This window comes from Microlunatus sp. Gsoil 973, assembly GCF_009707365.1.
Classification (GTDB): Bacteria; Actinomycetota; Actinomycetes; order Propionibacteriales; family Propionibacteriaceae; genus Microlunatus.
Genome location: NZ_CP046122.1, coordinates 3,138,114 through 3,152,146 on the forward strand (window position 1 = coordinate 3,138,114; position 14,033 = coordinate 3,152,146).

A 14,033-nucleotide genomic window follows, 5' to 3' on the forward strand; every position below is an offset into this window, starting at 1 on the left:
CGATCCCGCGACCTTTACTCGGCCCCGCACCCGCTGCAGCTGTAGCGAGACCGAGTACGTGGTGCGCGATCGAGGAACTGGTGCGGGGCCGAGGAACTGGTGCGGGCGAACTGCCCGCGGCCCAGGTGCGGGCGAACTGCCCGCGGCCCAGGTGCGGGCGAACTGCCCGCGGCCCACGAACCGGGGTGCCCGCGGCCGCCGTGGACGCGGTCCTGCCCCTCTGGCTCGTTGCCGCACCATTTGCTCGATCCCGCGACCTCTACTCGGCTCCACACCCGCTGCAGCTGTAGCGAGACCGAGTACGTGGTGCGCGATCGAGGAACTGGTGCGGCGCCGAGGAACTGGTGCGGGCCAACTGCTGCGCGACCGAGGAACTGGTGTGGCGCTGAGGAAGTGGTGCGGGCGAACTGCTGCGCGGCCCACGAACAGGGTGCCCGCGGCCCCGTGGACGCGGCCCTGCCCCCTCTGGCTCGTTGTCGCACCAGTTGCTCGATCCCGCAACCTTTACTCGGCCGCGCACCCGCTGCAGCTGTAGCGAGAACGAGTACGTGGTGCGCGATCGAGGAACTGGTGCGGCGCCGAACAAGTGGTGCGGACCAACTGCTGCGCGGCCCACGAACCAGGGTGCCCGCGGCCCCGTGGACGCGGCCCTGCCCCCTCTGGCTCGTTGTCGCACCAGTTGCTCGATCCCGCAACCTTTACTCGGCCGCGCACCCGCTGCAGCTGTAGCGAGACCGAGTACGTGGTGCGCGATCGAGGAACTGGTGCGGCGCCGAACAAGTGGTGCGGACCAACTGCTGCGCGATCGAGCAAGTAGTGCGGTGCGGACCAACTGCTGCGCGATCGAGCAAGTGATGCGGCGCCGAACAAGTGGTGCGGGCGAAATGCTGCGCGCCGGGCGGCGTACAGACCGACAGGTCAGGAGGTGATCAGGCTCATCGCCTCGGCGCGGGTGACCGGGTCGCGCATACCGCCACGGACGGCGCTGGTGACGGTCTTCGACCCTGGCTTCTTCACACCGCGCATGATCATGCACTGATGCTCGCATTCCAGTACGACGATCACCCCGCGCGGACTGAGGGTCGCGACCAGTTCCTCGGCGATCTGCGTGGTCAGCCGCTCCTGTACCTGCGGCCGCTTGGCATACACGTCGACCAACCGAGCCAGCTTGGACAAACCGGTGATCCGGCCGTGCTCGCCGGGGATGTAGCCAACGTGGGCGACGCCGGTGAACGGCAGCAGGTGGTGTTCGCAAATGCTCCACACCTCGATGTCCTTGACCAGCACCAGCTCGTCGTGGCCGAGGTCGAAGGTGGTGGCAAGCACATCGGAAGGTTCCTGGTGCAGTCCGGCCAGGATCTCGGCGTACGCCTTGGCGACCCGTTCCGGTGTCTTCCGCAGCCCGTCGCGGTCCGGGTCCTCGCCGATGCCGATCAGCAGCTCGCGGACCGCCCGAACGATCCGATCATGATCGAACTTGTTCGAGTTGCCCGGTCCCAGCAGGGCGCCGTTGGAGGACGGCTCATGGCCGTTGCCCCGCGCGTCGGTGACCACGGCCGCTAGTTGCCGTTGCTGTTCGGGCCGTCCTGCGGCCGGCGGAACTGATCGTCGGGATCCTGCTGCTGACCCGGATACTGCTGGGTCTGCGGCCCCGACTGCTGACCGTACGGCCCGTACTGACCCTGACCGTCCTGACCCTGACCGTGCTGACCCTGACCCTGCTGGCCCTGACCGTACTGGCCCTGGCCGTACTGATCCTGGCCGTACTGGTCCTGGTAGCCGTACGGGCCCTGGCCGTAGCCGCCGTGGCTGTGATCGCCCGGGCGGACCGGATCGCCGGACGGACCGGCCGGAATGTCCGGGCCGGGCTGTCCCGGGCCGGGATGATGCCCCGGACCACCCCCGGGCAGGACCGGTGGGTTGGGCTGGTGACCCGGCGGTACGCCGTCGACTCCCGGTCCGACGGGGATGCCGACCTGCTGACCGTTCGGGTTCGGCGGCGGCTTCACCGGCGGCAGGTTGGACGGCTTGCGGGTCGGTGAACCGGTCCACGGCGGCCGCGCGGGACGTACCTTCAGCGGCTTGAAGACCTCGGCCACCTCACGCTTGTCCAGCGTCTCTCGCTCGAACAGGGCCCGAACCAGGCTGTCCAGCACCTCGCGATTCTCGTGCAGGATGTCGAAGGCCTCCTGGTGGGCGTTGTTGATCAACAGCGCCACCTCGGAGTCGACCACACCGGCAACCTCTTCGGAGTAGTCGCGACCGTGGCCGTAGTCCCGACCAAGGAACGGCTCGGAGTTGTCGGAGCCGTACTTGACCGCACCCAAACGCTCGGTCATGCCGTACTGGGTGACCATGGCGCGGGCCAGGTTGGAAGCCTTCTCGATGTCGTTGGACGCGCCGGTCGTCGGGTTGTGCAGGACGAGCTCTTCGGCAGCCCGGCCGCCCATCATGTAGGCCAGCTGGTCGAGCAGTTCGGCGCGGGAGTTGGAGTACTTGTCCTGTTCCGGCAACACCATGGTGTAGCCGAGCGCCCGGCCACGCGGCAGGATCGTGACCTTCTGCACCGGGTCGGTGCCCGGCAGCGCGGCAGCCACCAGGGCGTGCCCGCCCTCGTGGTAGGCGGTGATCAGCTTCTCCTTCTCGTCCATCAACCGGCTGCGCTTCTGCGGGCCGGCGACGACGCGGTCGATCGCCTCGTCGAGGAAGCCGTTGGTGATCACCGAGACGTTGGAACGGGCGGTCAGCAGGGCGGCCTCGTTGAGGACGTTGGCCAGGTCCGCACCGGTGAATCCGGGCGTCCGGCGAGCGACCGTCGCCAGATCGACAGTGGGGTCGATCGGCTTGCCCTGGGCGTGCACCCGCAGGATCTCGTAGCGGCCCTTGAGGTCTGGTGCCTCGACCGAGATCTGCCGGTCAAACCGGCCCGGGCGCAGCAGGGCGGGGTCAAGCACATCGGGACGGTTGGTCGCGGCGATCAGGATCACTCCGCCGCGAACGTCGAAGCCATCCATCTCGACCAGCAACTGGTTCAGGGTCTGCTCACGCTCGTCGTGGCCGCCGCCCATTCCGGCGCCACGGTGTCGGCCGACCGCGTCGATCTCGTCGATGAAGACGATGGCCGGCGCGTTCTCCTTGGCCTGCTCGAACAGGTCGCGCACCCGGGAGGCACCGACACCGACGAACATCTCGACGAAGTCGGAGCCCGAGATCGAGTAGAACGGCACCCCGGCCTCGCCGGCGACGGCGCGGGCCAGCAACGTCTTACCGGTACCGGGCGGCCCGTAGAGCAGAACGCCCTTGGGGATCTTCGCTCCGACCGCCTGGAACTTGGCGGGTTCGGCAAGGAACTCCTTGATCTCCTCCAGTTCCTCGATCGCCTCGTCCACACCCGCGACGTCACCGAAGGTCGTCTTCGGGGTGTCCTTGTTGGCAATCTTGGCGCGGGACTTGCCGAACTGCATGACCCGGCCGCCGCCGCCCTGGACGGAGTTGATGAAGAAGAAGAACAGCACGCCAAGTAACAGGAACGGAATCAGCGTTCCCAACATGGTGGAGAAGAAGCCAGGTGTCGGGTTCTTGCCGATCCAGCTGTCCAGCGTGTTGTTGTCGATCCGCTTCTGGAGATCGGAGGCCAGTTGGGTTCCCTGGTCGCCCACCCAGACCGCTTCGATCTTCTCGCCGTTCTCCTTGGTGATCTGGATCTTCTGGTCACCGTCGATCAGCTGCACCTCTTTGAGGTGCTCGGTGCCCTGGATCACGGAGATCGCCTGGGAGGTCGGGACCTGCCTGTAGCCGTCGCTGCGGTTCACCAGTTCGACGATCACCGCGATCGCGACGATGGCGATGACGAACCACAGCAAGGGGCCCCGAAAGATGCGCTTGACGTTCATGACCTGCCTTGAAGGTTCCTATTCGGGCGTGCGGGTCGAACCGAAGACTGAAGAATTATCCGACCGTACACGCGCCTAAGGCTAGCCACCGAATCCAACTCGGTTCTCGTCCGTCTCGGTGGCGCTGCGGCGATCCGGTCTCGGCGCTCGCTTTGCGGGGACAATCCCTGCACGCCTTGCCGCGGGTACGTCCCCGGATCTCGAGACGGCGGCCGCTCCGCAGGCTTCTGCGACGACGCGGCCGAGGGGCTCCGTCGATCGACGCACCCAGGAGGCCGGGGCCGCGAGATTGCACCACGTGTTACCGAATCAACGGGCCCAAGTGCCTTGAGGCGCGGAACGGCGCCACGTGGTACGAAATCAACGCTTCCGCCGCGGAGCCCCGAAACGGTGCCACGTGTTACGCAATCGACGACCCCAAGCGCCTCGAGCCCCGAAACGGCGCCCCGTGTTACCAAGTCGACCACCGGAGCAGGGGACGGGGATGTCACGGGCGGGCGACGAGCGGCTCCCAGGGCGCCGCCGATGCTGCTCAGCTGTAGATGTGCGGTGAGAGGGTACCGACCGAGGTCAGGTTGCGGTAGCGGCCGTCGTAGTCCAGGCCGTAACCGACGACGAACTCGTTGGGGATGTCGAAGCCGACCCAACGCACATCCACGTCGCTCTTGATCGCCTCCGGCTTGCGGAACATCGTCATGATGTTCAGGCTCGCCGGGTCCCGGGAACGCAGGTTGCTGATCAGATAGGACAGGGTCAGCCCGGTGTCGATGATGTCCTCCACGACCAGAACGTGGCGGTCGGAGATGTTGGTGTTGAGGTCCTTGAGGATCCGCACCACACCCGAGGACTGGGTGCCCGACCCGTAGGACGAGATCGCCATCCAGTCCATCTCGCAGTGGATGGTCAGCGCACGGGACAGGTCGGCCATCACCATCACCGCGCCGCTCAGTACGCCCACCAACAGCAGATCCTTGCCGGCGTACTCCGCGTCGATCTCGGCGGCCAACTCCGCCAGTCGCCCCGAGAGATCTTCGGGGGTGTACAGGACCTTGGTCAGTTCGTCGCCGGCGTCTGCGGAATCCACGGGACCAGAGCGTACGCGACCGCCCGGGCCTCATGCACTTCTGCCGTCCAGCGGCTCTCAACCGGCCGATTCCGGCAGCCACACGAAAAATGGGCGGCAGAAATACTCACTCCTGGCTAGTCTCCGGCCGTGACTGAGGACCCTTTCGGTGACTCGCGCCTGGTCGGTCTGTACGACCAGGACAATCCCGGCGGCGCCGACCACGACTTCTATCGGAGGTTGGCCGACGAGAACGGCGCCGAGACGATCGTCGATCTCGGCTGCGGCACGGGCCTGTTGACCGTAACGCTCGCCGGTCAGGGCCGCGCGGTGATCGGCGTGGATCCGTCGAGGACGATGCTCGACTTCGCTCGGCAACGCGACCACGCGGGGTCGGTGACCTGGGCCGACGGTGACTCCTCGGCGTTGCCCACAGCGCTGGCCGGGCGTCCGGCCGATCTCGTGGTGATGACCGGCAACACCGCCCAGCACATCTTGGGAGCGGCCTGGCCCCGGACGCTGCACGACATCCACGACGCGCTCCGACCCGGCGGGCTGGTCGCGTTCGAGAGCCGCAATCCGGACAACCGTGCCTGGGAGTCCTGGTCCGCCGGAGACCGGAGCACCCGGGACACACCCCATGGGCGGCTGACCGAGTGGTTGGAGGTCACGTCGGTCGCGCCGGACGAAGTCACCTTCGCGGCACACAACCTGTTCGAGGACACCGGGGAGGACGCCGTCTACCCGACGACACTCGCCTTCCGCACCGCCGCGGAGCTGACCGCTCAGTTGTCCGAGGCCGGGCTGACCGTACGGTCGATCCACGGCGGCTGGTCGGATGAGCCGGTCACACCGGCGAGCCGCGTCCTGGTGGTCACCGCCGAGCGCTGATGCCTACGGCCCGGCCCTTCGGCGGACCGCCATCAGACTGCCGTCGCCGCGCCGGACCGCGAGGCCGGCGAGCTGCACCTCGCCCTGGCCGTGCCAGTCGGTGATCAGGGCTTCGACCGCCTTGACCCGGTCGTACGGCGTCTGGTGCGCGCCCGAGGTGGTGAGCCAGGCCTTGAGCGCCCGGCCGCGCAGCGCAGGATCCGCCCCGGCCAGTACGGCGCAGTCCAGATCAGTCCCCCGCTGGGCGACGGCCAACAGATCCCGCGCGAGCCGGTCCAGCAGATCGGCGTCGGCGCGAACCAGCTCGGCAGTCCGAGCGAGAGCCTCCGCCACACCGGGACCGACCTCGGCCTCCAACACGGGCAGCACCCGTTCCCGGATCCGGGACCTGGTGAACCGGGGATCGGCGTTGTGCGGATCGTCCCAGGCGTCCAGCCCGAGTTCGACACAGGCGGCGCGGGTCCGTTCCCGACGGACGGCCAACAACGGTCGCAGACGGTGCCCGGAGCGTACGGACATCCCGGCGATCGACCTGGGGCCGGACCCCCGGACCAGCCCCAACAGCACGGTCTCCGCCTGATCATCCAGCGTGTGACCGAGGACGAGATCAGCGTCCCGGCGCCGCGCTTCCCGTTCGAGGACGGCATAGCGGGCCGTCCGGGCGTCCGCCTCGGGACCGGCACCGGTGCGGACCGATACCCGGCTGATCACGACGTCGTCGTAACCGAGCCCGGCCAGCTGATCACCGACGATCGCGGCCTGCTTCGCCGAACCGGGCTGCAGACCATGATCAACAACGGTCGCGGCGTACCGAACCCCCTCGGCACGGCAGACGTGAGCCACGGCGAACGCCAGCGCCAACGAGTCGGCGCCGCCGGAGACGCCGACCACCATCGGCCGGCCGGCGACCGCCCGAACCGCCTGGACGATCTCCAGGGTCGCCGGCGCCAATGCCTTGTATGCCATCCGGATGTGCCATCCGGTCTCAGGCGATGCTGTGGTTCCTGGCGACCCAGAGGTCGGGGTCGGCGATCTCGGAGGGAGTGGGCAGCGCCTCGGGGCTGGTCCAGACCTTGTTGAAACCGTCCATCCCGACCTGAGAGATCACCTGGTTGCAGAACCGGGCGCCGTCGCGGTACTGCCGCATCTTGGCGTCCAGACCGAGCAGTTTGCGGACGAAGCGATCAAGACCCTGGGACTGGCGGCGGACGTCGAAGCGCTTCCGGATGGTGTCGATGGTGCTGATCACGTCCGGGTTGACGCTGTCCATGACGACATCGGCGTGGCCCTCGAGCAGACTCATCACGGCGGTGATGCGCTCCACGGTTGCTCGCTGGCCGGGGGTCTGCACCAGATCGACGATCGAGAACTCCCGATTGCCTCGGATCGACTCCCCCACCGTGGCCACGGCGTTCTTGATCATCTCCAGCAGCGCGCCCGGATCAAGATCGGTGGCGTTGACGATCTCCTCCACCTGGGAATTGAGATAGTCCCGAAGCCACGGCACCGCCGTGAACTGCACGCGATGGGTCTCCTCGTGCAGGCAGACCCAGAGCCGGAAGTCCGTCGGATCGAGTTCGAGTTCCCGCTCGACCATCACGACATTGGGTGCCACCAGCAGCAGCCGCCCACCGGGTTCGTCCACGGCGCCGGTGTAGAACGGGTCGAACTGGCCGAGGATCTTCGGCGCCAGATAGCTGAGCAGGGCGCCGACCTCCGCACCGCTCACCCGGGCGGTGACCGCCTGCATCTGACCGCCGGCCCTGCCGGTCGCCGCGATCTTGGCAGCCGCCTTGGTGGTCAACGGCTCCATGATCGTCTTGAAGGCATCGGCGTTGGCCTGGATCCAGCCGGGCCGGTCGACCACCAGCACCGGCGCGGTGGCCCGCGGCACGGTCAGACCCGTGACGTCCTGGACGTACACCTCCGCCCGCTGCGCCGCATCACGCAACTCCGCGACGGCCGACAGAGCGCCTTCCATCGATATCTCCGGCCCGGGTTTGACCAGCTTCCGCGCCGTGCTGACCGCGACGTTCCAGTCGACCATCGTCGTACTCATGTAGTGAACTCTATGCGCGCCGCCGGCCGGCCCTGGGTTCCCCGGCACCCTGAACCGTCCCGGAACTCCACACCCGGCCGGCCGCCGGAGGATCAGCCGTAGGTCGGCTTCTGCGGCCACCCTTCGGGGGAATCCTCCCAATCCTCCTGGCGCCCGTACGGAGCGATGTCGAGAATGTTGTGGGAGAACATCAGCCGATCCACGCCGCGCGAGACCGTGTTCCAGGTGCGGTAGATGTCCTCCCCGTCGCGGAGGAAGACACTCAGCATGAAGCCGACCACACCGGAGTCCTGATAGAAGGACGTGCCCCGCGAGGACACGAACGGCATCGTCCATCCTTCCCGGCTCTTGATCTCCTGGATCTGCTCGATCGGCATCTCGGAGATGTTCGCCCAACTGACGCCATCGCCGGCCAGGTTGTCGAGGTTGACGACGTTACGGCTGAACGCTGTGCAGCCGGGACAGAAGTTGCCCGGCCCGACGTCCATGAACTGGTAGGTGACCAGCTGGTGGTTGTCCCCGAACAGTTCCAACAGCGTCACCGGACCGTCCGGACCGGTGAACTCGTAGTTACCGAATCGCATGGCCGGCATCCGGCGTCGCCTGGCAGCCAGTGCGTCCAGGGAGCGTGTCGCCTCCTTCTCGAGCAGCATCAGGTCGTCGCGGGCCTGTTGCCATTCGTCTCGGGAGACCACCGGCGGCAATGCCGGTGCGGCGGAGCGGGTCGTGGTTGTCATGATCAGGAGCCTTTCATCGGGTCGAGTCGTGATGATCACGAAAGTTGTTCGACAAGTCGGTCTATGGTTCGGAGCCAGCCAGGTCTGATGCCGACGGAGATCCACTGCTCGGCCACGGATTCCGGCAACGTCGGCGGCAGATGGAGATGGAAGATCATTTCGGTTCCGCCGTCGCCAAGATCATTCAGGAGTACGGTGACCAGCGGGCTCGAGGCGGGATCGTCGGCCGGGAATCCCCAGCTGAACACGAGCTTCTCCGGCCGGACGATCTCGTGATAGATCCCGCCCGACACGTGACTGGACCCTGTGTCGTCCTCGATCACCCGCACCTGGAAGCGGCCGCCGGGCCGAACGTCCATGATCAGATCCGGAACCGGTGCCATCGAGCGGTACGGCCCGAGCCACCATTGCAGGTGATCAGGATCGGTCCAACTGGTGAAGACCAGGTCCCGGGGTGCCTGGAAGATCCTGGTGATGGTGAACTGGCGGTCGACCTGCCTGATCATGGCTTCGCATCCCCGGCGTCGGATGGGTCGGCCTGCAGGTGCCGCAGGTGTTCTTCGAGGCGGTCGAAGCTCTCCTCGAAGAAGCGTCGGTACTGCTGCAGCCAAGCCTCGGCGTCCTGCAACGGGGCTGGATTCAGCGCGCATGGCCGGGTCTGCGCCTCTCGGCGTTTGGTCACCAGACCGGCGGTCTGGAGCACCTTCAGATGCTTGGAGATCGCCGGAAGGCTCAGCGAATGCGGTGCGGCGAGTTCGTTGACGGTCGCCTCACCCTGTGTGAGCCGGGCCAGGATCGACCGACGGGTCGGGTCGGCGAGCGCTGAAAAGGTCCGGCTCAGCGTGTCGGGGTCGTCAGTGACTGTCATCGCATACTTTCCGCCTTAGTTAATTAGCCGCTCGGTAAAGTAGACCCCCTGCCAGGAACGTTGTCAAGAGCCGGAAATGGGTCCGGTCAGGAGGTGCACCCGCAGGAGGCGACCGCTGCAGCGGCCCGATCGAGCCAGACGACCGCGCTGTAGTCGTTCCTCGCCCCGTTGACGACGAAGGCGAAGATCAGCAGTTCGCCGTCGCGGGTGTAGCTGTAGCCGGCCAACGAATGGACGCCCGTGAGCGTTCCGGTCTTGGCCCGGACCAAGCCCCGACCGACCTCGGCACGGCTCTCGTCGAAGCGGTAGTGCAGGCTGCCCTCGACCCCGGCGACCGGCAGTCCGGTGAACACCGGCGCCAGTGCGGGCTGGTCGCCGGCGATGCCGAGGCGTAGCACCTTGACCAGGGTTTGGGCCGGGATCCGGCCGTCGCGGGACAGCCCGCTGCCGTCGTAGATCCTGGTGCCGGGCGCCCAGGCGCCGAGCATGCTGAGCACCTTCTTGATCGAATTCACCGCATCGGTGATCGTCCCGGGTTTGCCGTCGGCGACCGCGACCTGGCGGGCGATCACCTCCGCGGCGTCGTTGTCGCTGGCCATCAGCAGTTTCTCGACGATCGTGCTCAGCGGCAGCGAATCGATGCCGGCGAGCTCGTCGGCCGTGGCCGGCGCCTTGGCCGGTTCGATCGAGGTGATCTTGATGCCGCGCTTGCGCAGCAGCGCGGCGAAATCGTCGGCGGCGGATTCGGCCGGGTCCGACTGCCGTGGTCCCTCCGACCCGTACAACCGGCCCTCGTTGGCCCAGAGGGCGGTGGTCCGGGTGACCACCGTCGTGTAGTTCGACGGCCAGGTCGGATTCCACGCCGGGCCGCGGAACAGGGAGGCGTCGTAGCCGAGCCGGACCCGGGTGAGGTCGTCTGCCTTCAACTGCTTCGCGGTCGACGTAGCCAGCGCCTCAAGCGACGCCTGACCGGGTTCGACGGCCTGTTTCCGGGTGACGGTCAGATACGGGTCACCGCCGCCGACAAGATCGACCTGATTGATCTTCTTGCCGTGCCGGGTGGTCGACGCGTCGACCACCGAGGTGCGGAACCGGTGTTGGGGGCCGAGCAGTTTCAGCGCGGCGGAGGTGGTCAGCAGTTTGGTGACCGAGGCCGGGATCAGGGCGGTGTCTGCGTCATGGTTGTAGAGCAGCTTCCCGGTCTGCGCCGACATCACGGCTGCCGAGATCCGTGCGCCCTTGACCTGGCCCGCGGAGGCGACCCTGGTGGCAATCTCCCCGGGGTCGCTGGCGGCCGGCGGCCCCGCCTGGGCAAGTACCGGGGCGATCGATGTCTCCGGTTCGGGCGTCGGCGACGGGACCGCGATCGACCCGACCGGGGTCGGTACGGTACGGCTAGGGGTACTGGGTGCCGCGCTGCGCGCCCGGGACGACGCGGCGGTGTCCAGGCGGACGACGCCGAACCCGGCCAGTGCGGCAACGACAACCGCCGCGGCGGCTGCGCCACCAACCACCTTGACCCGCCGAGCGGCCACTCGATCCTCGCTTCTACCCCGTGCTACGTGAGAGTGCTCACAGTAATCGTCCGGCCGGCCGTCAACAGCGCAAGGTTGGGGACCGTTTGGCGATACTCTCAGCAGTGCCGCAACACCAGGCGCCACAAGCGCACCGTGACGGCAACTGCGCAAGCGACAGAAAGGCCCGTGGATCCGTGACCGAAATCAATCCGGGAGCAGCACCCTCCGTTCCGACCAAGCCGCTCAGCGGTCTGACCTTCGATGTCACCGTGGAAATCCCCAAGGGTCAGAAGAACAAGTACGAGGTCGACCACGAAACCGGGCGGATCAGGCTGGACCGGACGCTGTTCACCTCCACCCAGTATCCGGCCGACTACGGCTTCATCGAGGGCACCCTCGGCCAGGACGGTGACCCGTTGGACGCGCTGGTGCTGGTCTCCGAACCGACCTTCCCGGGTTGCTTGATCAAGTGCCGCGCGATCGCCATGTTCCGAATGAAGGACGAGAAGGGCGCCGACGACAAGGTGCTCTGCGTTCCGGCCGGCGACCAGCGACGTGATCATCTGCGCGACGTCACCGATGTCCGCCAATACCAGTTGTTGGAGATCGAGCACTTCTTCTCGGTCTACAAGGATCTCGAGCCGGGCAAGTCGGTCGAAGGGGCCAGCTGGACCGGTGTCGAGGATGCCGAGGCCGAGGTCAGGGCCAGCTTCGAGCGTCTGACGACGTCGGAGCACTGACTCGGGTATCCCACATTGGTCACCGCCAGCCGCGGCTGTTGACCGGACACGACGATGCCACAGTATTTGATCTTGATAACTCCGGCCGCGAACCGGGTGTTCGCCGGGCAGGCTGCCGGACTGACCGCGACCGAGCTGGAGATCTGCGCCGGTACGGACCGTGCGGCGGTCTCCGGTGTGCAGTCGCTGGCCGGGGTGGACTATGTCGGGTTCGAAACGTCCGATTTCGCGGCGATCGCCCGGAGCGTGGCGGGATTGTCGTCTGCCTACGCCCTGTTCGAGCAGGTCGGTGAGCTGCTGCGGCCGGTCGAATTGGTCAATTCCGATCGGTTCAGCGACGACCTGGTGACAATTCCGAAATACCAGGGGAAGACCAACGAGCAGTTCACCAGGATGCTGGTCAATGTGACCGCGGCCTCGATGTCGCGGTCACCCACCGGCCCGATCACCCTGCTCGATCCGTTGGCCGGTCGGGGCACCACCCTGAGCGTCGGTCTGACGCTCGGCTACGACGTCGCCGGGGTCGAGTCCGAGGTGAAGGCGGTCGAGGCGTACGCGGCGTTCCTGAAGACCTACCTGCGGCGGAAGCGACTGAAGCACAAGGCAGGCATCGACCCGGTCCGCCGCGAGGGGCGCAGTCTCGGCCGCCGGCTGCAGGTCGAGGTCACCCCGGAGGCCGGTGGGCGCCCGCAGCAGTTGACGGTGTTCACCGGGGACACCCGGCAGTCCGCAGCATTGTTCGGGAAACGCCGGTTCGATCTCGTCGTGGCCGATGCGCCGTACGGCGTGGTGCACGGCAGCTCGGCACCTGGTCGACGAGACCGCTCACCCGCCGCGCTGCTCGCCGATGCCCTGCCGGTCTGGGCCGGCCAGTTGAAACCGGGTGGCGCGCTCGGGATCAGCTGGAACACCTACGGGCTGACCAGGGAGGAACTGGCTGCCATTGCCACCACGGCAGGGCTCGAGCCGCTCGACGACGGCCCGTACCTGCGGCTGGGACACCGGGTCGATTCGGCGATCTACCGCGACGTCTTCATCGCGCGCCGATCATGATCACGTAGTCCGGCCCGGCGACAACCGGGCGCGGTCAGGCGGCGAACAGCTTGCCGAACCAGTCCAGCCGTTGCGCGGTCTGGTAGTCCGCACCGCCCTCGTGGTCGTTGTGGCTGTAGACGTTGATCGCCTTGTCCGGATGATCATCACCGGCCTCGCCGTAGAAGTTGTACGCGGCGTAGACGGTCGAGGGTGGGCAGGTCTGGTCCATCAGGCCGACGGAGAACAGCGCCGGCGCCTTGGCCCGCTTGCCGAGGTTGACGCCGTCGAAGTAGGACAGCGTCCGGTACGCCGTCGGAACCTGATCGCGCCACCCGGCCAGATAACGGGTGATCTCGTGGTAGGGATCCCGATCGGTGATCTGCAACGCCCGCTCGAAATGGCAGAGGAAGGGCACGTCGGGCGCGCAGCCGGCAAGATCAATTCCGGCGTACGGCGCGAGCCCGGCAGCGGCGATCGACAGTCCCCCGCCTTGGCTGCCACCGGTCACCGCGATGCGGGTCGGGTCGGTCAGCGGGTTGTTGCGCACCGCCTCCAGGCACCGGACGGTGTCGGTGAACAGGCGACGGTAGTAGTAGGCCCTCGGGTCGGTGAGTCCGGCGGTCATGAAGCCGGGCGTGTGATGGTGTCCGGCCTCCGGTGCCAGGTCGGGGGTTGATTCATAACCGCCGGAGTTCCAACCCTGTCCACGGGTGTCCATGATCACGTGGGCCCAGCCTGCGGCGGCGAACAGTTGGCGGGAGAACGGCAGGCCGCGCCCACCGGAGTAGCCGAGGAACTCGACCACGGTCGGCAGCGGGCCGGCGGCGTCGGCCGGTGTCGTCATCCAGCCCTTGACGCGGGTCCCGCCGAAGCCGGAGAAGGTCACGTCGTAGGTGTCGAACACCGGCGTACCGGTTTCGATCTTCACGAACGACGGGTCGAGGTCGAATTGCGCCGCCTCGGACAGTGTGGAGGTCCAGAACTGGTCGAAATCCTCCGGTTCGGCCACCGTCGGCCGATAGGTCTGCAACTCATCGAGACCAAGATCAAACATCGCCATGGACGGCCAGTGTAGGACCCGAGTCGTGACGTTGATCACGGACGTCTGAACAATGGACGTGCAATTCGGAGCAGTTTTCTCGTTTTCCTGCCGGGCGGTCGACGGTCCCGTAGCATCGAACGCATCCAGACAAGTCGGGGGACTTGAGCAAGTTGTCTGTGACTGCGTTC

Annotated in this window: 12 protein-coding genes and 1 pseudogene; 3 read left to right on the forward strand and 10 right to left on the reverse strand. The window is 67.1% G+C overall.

What is annotated here, in order from left to right; all coding sequences use genetic code 11:
* Positions 1–918 precede the first annotated feature (918 nt).
* The 3 genes and pseudogenes from folE to hpt form a co-directional block, all read right to left on the reverse strand.
* Complete coding sequence (gene folE, locus GJV80_RS14735; protein ID WP_154690287.1) at positions 919–1,503, reverse strand: GTP cyclohydrolase I FolE; 585 nt, start codon at positions 1,501–1,503, stop codon at positions 919–921.
* A gap of 257 nt (positions 1,504–1,760) precedes the next feature.
* Positions 1,761–3,893: pseudogene (gene ftsH / locus GJV80_RS14740) on the reverse strand (ATP-dependent zinc metalloprotease FtsH); the annotation flags it as partial.
* A gap of 532 nt (positions 3,894–4,425) precedes the next feature.
* On the reverse strand, positions 4,426–4,977 hold the full coding sequence (gene hpt, locus GJV80_RS14745) for a hypoxanthine phosphoribosyltransferase (protein ID WP_154688540.1): 552 nt from the start codon (positions 4,975–4,977) through the stop codon (positions 4,426–4,428).
* A 129-nt stretch (positions 4,978–5,106) separates the two neighbouring features.
* Between hpt and GJV80_RS14750 the strand changes: the two genes are divergently transcribed.
* A complete protein-coding gene (locus GJV80_RS14750) occupies positions 5,107–5,847 on the forward strand; it encodes a bifunctional 2-polyprenyl-6-hydroxyphenol methylase/3-demethylubiquinol 3-O-methyltransferase UbiG (protein WP_154688541.1) in 741 nt (246 codons plus the stop codon).
* A 3-nt stretch (positions 5,848–5,850) separates the two neighbouring features.
* Here the strand turns inward: GJV80_RS14750 and tilS are convergent, their stop codons facing one another.
* The 6 genes from tilS to dacB all read right to left on the reverse strand — a co-directional run bounded on the left by tilS (position 5,851) and on the right by dacB (position 11,046).
* Positions 5,851–6,813, reverse strand: a complete 963-nt coding sequence (tilS, locus tag GJV80_RS14755) for a tRNA lysidine(34) synthetase TilS (protein WP_154688542.1) — start codon at positions 6,811–6,813, stop codon at positions 5,851–5,853.
* Positions 6,814–6,832: 19 nt separating this feature from the next.
* Positions 6,833–7,906 carry a zinc-dependent metalloprotease gene (locus GJV80_RS14760; protein ID WP_230207716.1) on the reverse strand — a complete coding sequence of 358 codons (1,074 nt, stop codon included), beginning with the start codon at positions 7,904–7,906 and terminating at the stop codon, positions 6,833–6,835.
* Positions 7,907–7,998: 92 nt separating this feature from the next.
* On the reverse strand, positions 7,999–8,643 hold the full coding sequence (locus GJV80_RS14765; RefSeq protein WP_154688543.1) for a DUF899 family protein: 645 nt from the start codon (positions 8,641–8,643) through the stop codon (positions 7,999–8,001).
* A gap of 35 nt (positions 8,644–8,678) precedes the next feature.
* Positions 8,679–9,149 (reverse strand): SRPBCC domain-containing protein, encoded by a 471-nt coding sequence (locus GJV80_RS14770; protein WP_195908939.1) that lies wholly within the window; start codon positions 9,147–9,149, stop codon positions 8,679–8,681.
* Positions 9,146–9,511 carry a helix-turn-helix transcriptional regulator gene (locus tag GJV80_RS14775; RefSeq protein WP_154688545.1) on the reverse strand — a complete coding sequence of 122 codons (366 nt, stop codon included), beginning with the start codon at positions 9,509–9,511 and terminating at the stop codon, positions 9,146–9,148. Before GJV80_RS14775 ends, GJV80_RS14770 begins: the two co-directional genes overlap by 4 nt.
* 86 nt (positions 9,512–9,597) lie before the next feature.
* Entirely contained in the window at positions 9,598–11,046 is a 1,449-nt protein-coding gene (gene dacB / locus GJV80_RS14780) for a D-alanyl-D-alanine carboxypeptidase/D-alanyl-D-alanine-endopeptidase (RefSeq protein WP_154688546.1), read from the reverse strand.
* A 185-nt stretch (positions 11,047–11,231) separates the two neighbouring features.
* Here dacB and GJV80_RS14785 point away from each other — a divergent pair, with 185 nt between their 5' ends.
* Positions 11,232–11,768, forward strand: a complete 537-nt coding sequence (locus GJV80_RS14785) for an inorganic diphosphatase (protein WP_305070119.1) — start codon at positions 11,232–11,234, stop codon at positions 11,766–11,768.
* A gap of 54 nt (positions 11,769–11,822) precedes the next feature.
* The gene (locus tag GJV80_RS14790) at positions 11,823–12,821 is read left to right on the forward strand and encodes a TRM11 family methyltransferase (RefSeq protein ID WP_154688547.1); all 999 of its coding nucleotides are present in this window, start codon (positions 11,823–11,825) and stop codon (positions 12,819–12,821) included.
* 34 nt (positions 12,822–12,855) lie between these two features.
* Here GJV80_RS14790 and GJV80_RS14795 read toward each other — a convergent pair whose 3' ends face one another.
* Entirely contained in the window at positions 12,856–13,863 is a 1,008-nt protein-coding gene (locus GJV80_RS14795; protein ID WP_154688548.1) for an acetylxylan esterase, read from the reverse strand.
* Between the last annotated feature and the right edge of the window lie 170 nt (positions 13,864–14,033).

Excerpts from the sequence above, each read along its gene's own strand:
- tilS (WP_154688542.1), bottom strand. The coding sequence starts at position 6,813 with ATGGCATACAAGGCATTGGCGCCGGCGACCCTGGAGATCGTCCAGGCG.
- GJV80_RS14760 (WP_230207716.1), bottom strand. The coding sequence starts at position 7,906 with ATGAGTACGACGATGGTCGACTGGAACGTCGCGGTCAGCACGGCGCGG.
- GJV80_RS14765 (WP_154688543.1), bottom strand. The coding sequence starts at position 8,643 with ATGACAACCACGACCCGCTCCGCCGCACCGGCATTGCCGCCGGTGGTC.
- GJV80_RS14770 (WP_195908939.1), bottom strand. The coding sequence starts at position 9,149 with ATGATCAGGCAGGTCGACCGCCAGTTCACCATCACCAGGATCTTCCAG.
- GJV80_RS14775 (WP_154688545.1), bottom strand. The coding sequence starts at position 9,511 with ATGACAGTCACTGACGACCCCGACACGCTGAGCCGGACCTTTTCAGCG.
- GJV80_RS14790 (WP_154688547.1), top strand. The coding sequence starts at position 11,823 with ATGCCACAGTATTTGATCTTGATAACTCCGGCCGCGAACCGGGTGTTC.
- GJV80_RS14795 (WP_154688548.1), bottom strand. The coding sequence starts at position 13,863 with ATGGCGATGTTTGATCTTGGTCTCGATGAGTTGCAGACCTATCGGCCG.